Genomic DNA, 6,549 nt, shown 5'->3' on the forward strand with positions numbered 1-6,549 from the left:
TACAAGCAGGAAAATTGAAGAGGATGTTTATGTAACTATCTAGTGCTTTTGTAACTTTTGTTCATGGGCCATTTTCCAAAGCCCAAAAAACAAAACCGCCCCTTAGGACGGTTTGTAAATAAATTAGGGTTTTGCTGCCTGGTTAGCTCATTGACGAGCGATAGCCTGGGGCAAGTGTGGCGCTGTTTACCTGATACAGAGCCTGCGGGTTTGCCAGCGCTAACTGGTAACCGACATATTCATGTAAGCGGCCATCTTCACTGCAATCTACTTCCCACTTTCTTAACAGGTAGCCAGCAAGTGCTGCACGTACTTCGATAACCAGCTTGCCGTCCTTCATCTCGTAATCTAGCTCAATCGCTTCAGGGTTGCCTTGTTGCGGGTGAGGGATCAACTCAACTTCAATGTACTTCTGCCATTGGCGGTCGGCTTCAATACGTTCATCAGCGGTCGGCTCTTCATCCAAGATAGTTACCGAGGTAACACGGTTACATACTACATCCATGAACTGATTATTCTTGCGGTCAAACGATCGAGCGTGCCAGCGGTTGCCGGAGTCTACAAGGCTATGTGGGGCGATCACTCGTCGGCTTTTACCGCTAGAGGTAGAGATATACTCAATTTCCAGCAGTTTATTACGGTAAATCCCTTCACATAGTGCAGCCATGATCGGTGTGCGAGGAACCGTTAATGAAGTCGGGGACTCACATTGGATTGGAAAATCTTGATGCCCTGAAAACCCATCACCATAACCCAAGGAAATGGTTGCCAGTGTTTTCTTCAAATCCAGATTAAACAAAGGTTCAAAGCCAGATTGCTTATAGTACTTCTTAGAGCGCATATCTAACTTGAGGTTTTCCGGTGCAATCTCTTTGTACAGCGCAAAATCCCGCGTGGTAGCTGCATGGCCCACGGCGAAGCGGTCTATTAGATCTTTACGTGTGACCTCACCAAGAAAGTAAAGGGCGAAGTCGATGAAGGCCAGCCGTTCACGTTGTGCCGAGCCAACGGCATTGAGCTTAGTCTCGACATCCATGTGTGATACTCCAGCAGTGTTGTATGAGGTCATGTGTATTTATCCAGTACTTTGGCTTGCCCCTAATATATACCGAAAATCAGTAGAAGCAAGACTATTTATAAAGATGACAGTCGATTGAAGGAAGTTGGCTGAATAAAATCAAACACATAATCAAAAGCAGTAATATACTGTTAAAATTAACAGGTTTACATAATCATAATCAGTAGATAAAGTAATTGTACTTGTTTTGAGTAGGTGTATAAATTTGTGGTGGCTACCCTGACAGTGTTATAAATAACCGGCCAGTGGCAGAAATATGCTTTTGTTTGAGTAAATTAAAAGCAAACGAGTCATTACTCTAAAGTCCACAAAATTTTAGTGGTGAAATTTTGCTTTTTATGTGGACAATACTGCGCAGAAACATAATTTCACAGATGAATTAAGTCGCTGAACCCTAAAAACAAGGTAGAAAAGGCTGCAAGCCTTGCTAGTTCTGACAATACGAATAAAGGTGCTCAACCGTGAACTTGACAAGACATCAATTAAAGCAAGCTTATGTATCGCTAAACAATGGCGCGGTATGTTTGGACGACCACCTGGCACAAGGCGTGCTGGTGTATGTTGAAGGCTTGATGATCAGTGAAGGGATCGAGCGTGATTGCTACCTCAGCCTAGATACGCTCACCAAAGTCAGCGCTAAGGTCCGCATGGGCTCGGTGATGCCAATTGATTTCTTTGGTGTCAACGAAAGCGCCTGTGATTCAGACAACTTCAAGCCAATCAGCCTTAAAGTGTGTGAGTCGGTAATGCTTGATGACGGCGAAACCAGTCGCCGCTGGAAAACCCTGGCTAACTTTGCGCAGAGCGATGTCGCCATCGCTATGGAAATGCTGCTGCTAGTGATCAGCGAACTGTCAGAACTTGAAGACTACTGCGCAGGGGACTGCGTGCCAGCGGGGATGCTGGGGGAGTTTAATCGCTTTCAAAACCTGCAGGTTGAAAATCGATATAGCGCATAAGCTAACAATCGTAGCCTGATACTCAAGAATGTAATAATGATAATCATCACTTTAACTTGTTAATACATAAGTTAAAGTGATGGTTGTGAATCTGCACGCCAACACAAAATAGCCATTCTATGCAAAAGAACTATTACCATAACAATGCTTCCCGGTTAGCCAGCGATTATCAAAAGCTCGCTTTTGAAGATGTTCACCTGAGTTGGAAACAGCATTGGCCGATTGCTGATGACACGGGCAAGCAACCCCGTGTATTAGATATTGGTGCAGGCAGTGGCCGTGACGCATTGTGGTTTGCCGAAAATGGTTGTGAAGTGTATGCCGTTGAGCCAGCAGAAGCGCTCCGTGAAATTGGTAAGCAGCACACCCAATCAACAGAAGTAGTCTGGATTGATGATATTCTGCCTGAGCTGAAAAAAGTTATTTCTCTTGGTATCCGCTTTGATTACATCTTGCTCTCTGCAGTCTGGATGCACATTCCGCGATCAGAGCGTAAGCGAACCTTCCGCAAGTTAAGTAACCTGCTTGCCTCCAATGGAAAACTCATCATCACTTTGCGCCATGGTGATTTTGATGATGGCCGTGTTAACCACGGTGTCAGCGCAGAAGAGATTGAACAACTTGCCAAAGAGCGCGCATTGCATGTCTGCCTTAAAACAGAATTAAATGATGACGCGATGGGGCGCAATAGTGTTCAGTGGCAAACTTTGGTACTTAACCTACCTGATGATGGTTCGGGTGACTTAACAAAAGTACGCCATATTATTGTTAACGACAGTAAGTCAGCCACTTACAAGTTAGCTTTATTACGTACACTTCTCCGAATTGCCGATGCACATCCTGGAGCTGTACTTGATCGTACAGATGGCAAAGTTGTCTTACCTCAAGGTTTGGTCGCACTCTACTGGATAAGACAGTTCAAGCGTCTATTAGATATCGACTTTGGTGACTCCAAAGGGATCCAGCAAAATAGCAATACCAACAGGGGCCTTGGCTTTGTAAAAGACGAGGGGTGGCGCAAGTTATCCCATTTGACTGCTGACGACCTAGCCGTTGGTGCGTTATTTACGGGAGATGATGCCAAAGCATTGCAAAAGACAATTTCCGATAGTTTGGCAACCATCAAAAGTGGCCCCGTCACCTTTATTTACCAAGGTGCCAAAGAGAACCGTTTGTTTGAGATGATAAAAGCTTCGAAACAGCGAAAGTCATTATCATCCTTTGTCGTCGACAGTGAGTTTCTGGCAAGCTTTGGCAGCTTCATTCTGGATGAAAGCTTATGGGATTGTTTGCGCCTCTACAGTAGTTGGATAGAACCCTTGGTGGTTAACCAGTGGGTATCTGAAATGAAACGCTATGAGAGCAACAAGGCAAGGGACATTGACTTACAGACCTACCACAACTGCCTAATTTGGGTTGACGAAAAACACGATACCAAAGCGATCCGCAAAAAAGTCGATAACCTGCGCCAGTGCGGAACCGAAATCCAAAGTGTATGGAGCGGCACCAAACTGCGCAAGGAATATCACGTTGATCACTGTCTACCATTTGCCTATTGGCCAAATAATGACAGATGGAATTTGCTACCTACTACAACGGCTGAAAACCTCAGCAAGAGCGACCGAATACCAAAAAGCAACCGCTTGAACGATTCCAGAGAGCGTATCTTGGAATGGTGGCAAGTTGCATGGCAGACAGAACAAGAACAAACCCGATTCTTTGATGAAGCGGTATTATCGCTCCCTAACCTGCCACCACAATGCCGCAACTTCGAGGATGTCTTCGAAGCGATGGGGTTACAGATCAAAGGCGTTAAGAGTCGCTTGCTGGTAGGGGAGTGGTAACTTATTTGGGGGGCATTGGTGCTGTAAGATTAATTTTAAGCGAGGTTAGAATGATGAGCGCCTTACAAGCTGATTAAAATGTTGTGAATCCATATCCTACTCACTATTACTCTGATATTTCGATTAATTTTAGTGCATCTTTGTCAACACCACGCTTACAGGGGTGTCGTTTGCCATCGGCTCGAGTTGCCATGACTTGTACAAAGTGATTTTGTTCAGGGCCGACACTTATGTGTAAAGGTCTTGAGCTTCCGTAAAAGTACAGCCTATCAAACTCCAAGTTCTCAATGATATAGCGTGCAATGACCTGCATCTGGTTTTCAAAACTGTCGATATAAATATCACAGGCAGCACCGTCTCTTTTGCAAATTCGGGTACCTTTTGTGTTCACTTCATGAGCAGAATGCTGATCGAGTTCAGGGGCAATATGCGCAGGGGACTCCTTCAAAACCTTCCTAATTAACTCATGCGAAGTAAAGCCGTAGGTAATAACGATATTGCCGAATTCATTTGCTAATGGAGTTAGGATTTTGTCCTCTAACTGATTGAGCCACATAAGAGAATCTTCAGTTTCAGGCGTGTTGTTTTTGATTAGCTGCCATTCGGGGTGTCGATGGCGATACCAGTTGATGAGCTGATGCTGAGTGTCCATTAAGGGCTTAAATCTACCTCAGTTTTATGTGTTATCTATCATATGGCTCATCATCGGCTGAAGCAAATGAGTTACCTTGAAAACCCAAAACCTTTCGATCTCTAAAAGACCTCCTAGGATCACCAGTTTCGCCCCAATATTTAGTGTCCATATCAATTTGGAAATGTCCCGCTGTAGCAAACAGTACAAAAATCCGTCATTTTGCTGTATTTGAATTGTTTATCGATAGCTGTTACCCTGCATTCATATTAAAAAATGTTTAGTGGTCTAAATTAAAATTTTTATCGCTAACGGAAAATGATGCTTTGTATGGATAAAAAAGCATCGAGGACACAACGTTAAAGTGACTTTATGGATAGTGTACTAAAGAAATACAGTATAGAGACGACTGACTACCAGGTTGGTCAGGACAACATTCAAAAATGGGGTTTTGACATTCATAACCCTGTCTTCGGCACCAGTGCAGGACTGATTATCTTGTTCCTCGGTGCGCTTATCTTCATCGACCCCGAAACAGCCAAAGAAGCGCTAAACAGCGTTAAAAACGGCATCCTCAATGATTTTGATGCGCTCTTCATGTGGCTGACTAACTTTTTTGTCGTTTTCACTCTGGGGTTAATGCTCTCGCCGTTGGGCAAAATTCGAATCGGTGGTAAAGATGCTAAGCCTGAACACTCGCGAGTTTCATGGCTAGCAATGCTGTTTGCAGCAGGCATGGGTATTGGTTTGCTGTTCTGGGGGGTAGCAGAGCCTACAGCTTACTTCACCAACTGGTGGGGTACGCCGTTCAATGTGGCGCCAAATACTGAAGATGCCAAAGCGCTGGCGATGGGTGCGACCATTTTCCACTGGGGTATTCATGGTTGGGCGATTTACGCCATTGTCGGTTTGTCGTTGGCGTTCTTTGCGTTCAACAAGGGCCTACCACTGTCTATTCGTTCTGTGTTCTACCCGGTATTCGGTGATAGGGCATGGGGCTGGTTGGGCCATGTTATCGATATCCTCGCGGTATTGGCGACACTGTTTGGTCTGGCAACCTCGCTTGGCCTTGGTGCCCAGCAGGCAACCAGTGGTATTAACCATGTGTTCGGCACCGAAGGCGGTATTGGCATGCAGATGGGCGTGATTGCTTTTGTAACGGCGATTGCGATCTTCTCGGTCATCCGTGGTATCGACGGTGGTGTCAAACTGCTTAGTAACATCAACATGATGTTTGCGTTTGTCCTGCTGGTATTTGTTGCATTCGTTGGCTTTGATGTGGTGACTGTCGCGCTGCCAGAAACCATCATGGCTTACTTTGGTAACATTGTTGAACTAAGTAACCCGCATGGCCGTGATGACACAACATGGATGCACGGCTGGACTGTGTTCTACTGGGCGTGGTGGATTTCATGGTCGCCATTTGTCGGTATGTTTATCGCCCGTGTTTCTAATGGCCGTACCGTGCGTGAGTTCCTGTTCGCGGTGATCTTCGTACCAACACTGATGACGATTATTTGGATGTCGATTTTTGGCGGTATTGCTATCGATCAGGTGGTGAACAAAGTCGGTGAGCTGGGGGCCAATGGCCTGAATGATATCTCGCTAACCCTGTTCCATGTTTACGATGCAATGCCGTTCAGTTCGGTGCTCTCTGTTCTGTCCATTGCCTTGGTACTGATTTTCTTTATTACCTCGTCGGACTCAGGTTCGCTAGTTATCGATAGCATTACTGCAGGCGGTAAGGTCGATGCACCTGTTCCTCAGCGTATTTTCTGGGCAACCGTAGAAGGTTCCATTGCTGCTGTGATGTTATGGATAGGTGGCTCGGAAGCACTGCAGGCATTCCAGTCTGGGGTAGTAGCTACCGCATTACCATTTAGCTTTGTTTTGCTGCTAATGTGCGTAAGCTTGGTGAAAGGACTGAGAACCGAGCGTAGCGCATACTAGAAACAGGTTCTGACGTAAGCGGCCTCAAACATCGTTTGGGGCCGCTTTTTTATATATCGGTTGTATAATTTTCCCCGAGCCCCGAGC

The 6,549-nt window shown here is 45.5% G+C and carries 5 protein-coding genes; 3 read left to right on the forward strand and 2 right to left on the reverse strand.

What is annotated here, in order from left to right; genetic code table 11:
* Window positions 1-142 precede the first annotated feature (142 nt).
* Window positions 143-1,069: a WYL domain-containing protein gene (locus tag C9J01_RS09745; protein ID WP_237156926.1), complete on the reverse strand. Its 927-nt coding sequence runs from the start codon at window positions 1,067-1,069 to the stop codon at window positions 143-145.
* 470 nt (window positions 1,070-1,539) lie between these two features.
* On the opposite strand from C9J01_RS09745, the gene C9J01_RS09750 reads away from it, so the two are divergent.
* A complete protein-coding gene (locus C9J01_RS09750; RefSeq protein ID WP_107297929.1) occupies window positions 1,540-2,037 on the forward strand; it encodes a hypothetical protein in 498 nt (165 codons plus the stop codon).
* Between the two features lie 119 nt (window positions 2,038-2,156).
* Window positions 2,157-3,881: a class I SAM-dependent methyltransferase gene (locus C9J01_RS09755; protein ID WP_107297930.1), complete on the forward strand. Its 1,725-nt coding sequence runs from the start codon at window positions 2,157-2,159 to the stop codon at window positions 3,879-3,881.
* A 106-nt stretch (window positions 3,882-3,987) separates the two neighbouring features.
* Here C9J01_RS09755 and C9J01_RS09760 read toward each other — a convergent pair whose 3' ends face one another.
* Window positions 3,988-4,533: a hypothetical protein gene (locus C9J01_RS09760; protein WP_107297931.1), complete on the reverse strand. Its 546-nt coding sequence runs from the start codon at window positions 4,531-4,533 to the stop codon at window positions 3,988-3,990.
* Window positions 4,534-4,884: 351 nt separating this feature from the next.
* On the opposite strand from C9J01_RS09760, the gene C9J01_RS09765 reads away from it, so the two are divergent.
* Complete coding sequence (locus tag C9J01_RS09765) at window positions 4,885-6,462, forward strand: BCCT family transporter (protein ID WP_107297932.1); 1,578 nt, start codon at window positions 4,885-4,887, stop codon at window positions 6,460-6,462.
* Window positions 6,463-6,549 lie beyond the last annotated feature (87 nt).

The sequence above is a fragment of the Photobacterium rosenbergii genome (genome assembly GCF_003026455.1).
GTDB lineage: Bacteria > Pseudomonadota > Gammaproteobacteria > Enterobacterales > Vibrionaceae > Photobacterium > Photobacterium rosenbergii.

What these genes read in the sequence shown, in the direction of transcription:
- C9J01_RS09745 (WP_237156926.1), bottom strand. Translation starts at nt 1,069, where the DNA reads ATGACCTCATACAACACTGCTGGAGTATCACACATGGATGTCGAGACT.
- C9J01_RS09765 (WP_107297932.1), top strand. Translation starts at nt 4,885, where the DNA reads ATGGATAGTGTACTAAAGAAATACAGTATAGAGACGACTGACTACCAG.
- C9J01_RS09755 (WP_107297930.1), top strand. Translation starts at nt 2,157, where the DNA reads ATGCAAAAGAACTATTACCATAACAATGCTTCCCGGTTAGCCAGCGAT.
- C9J01_RS09760 (WP_107297931.1), bottom strand. Translation starts at nt 4,533, where the DNA reads ATGGACACTCAGCATCAGCTCATCAACTGGTATCGCCATCGACACCCC.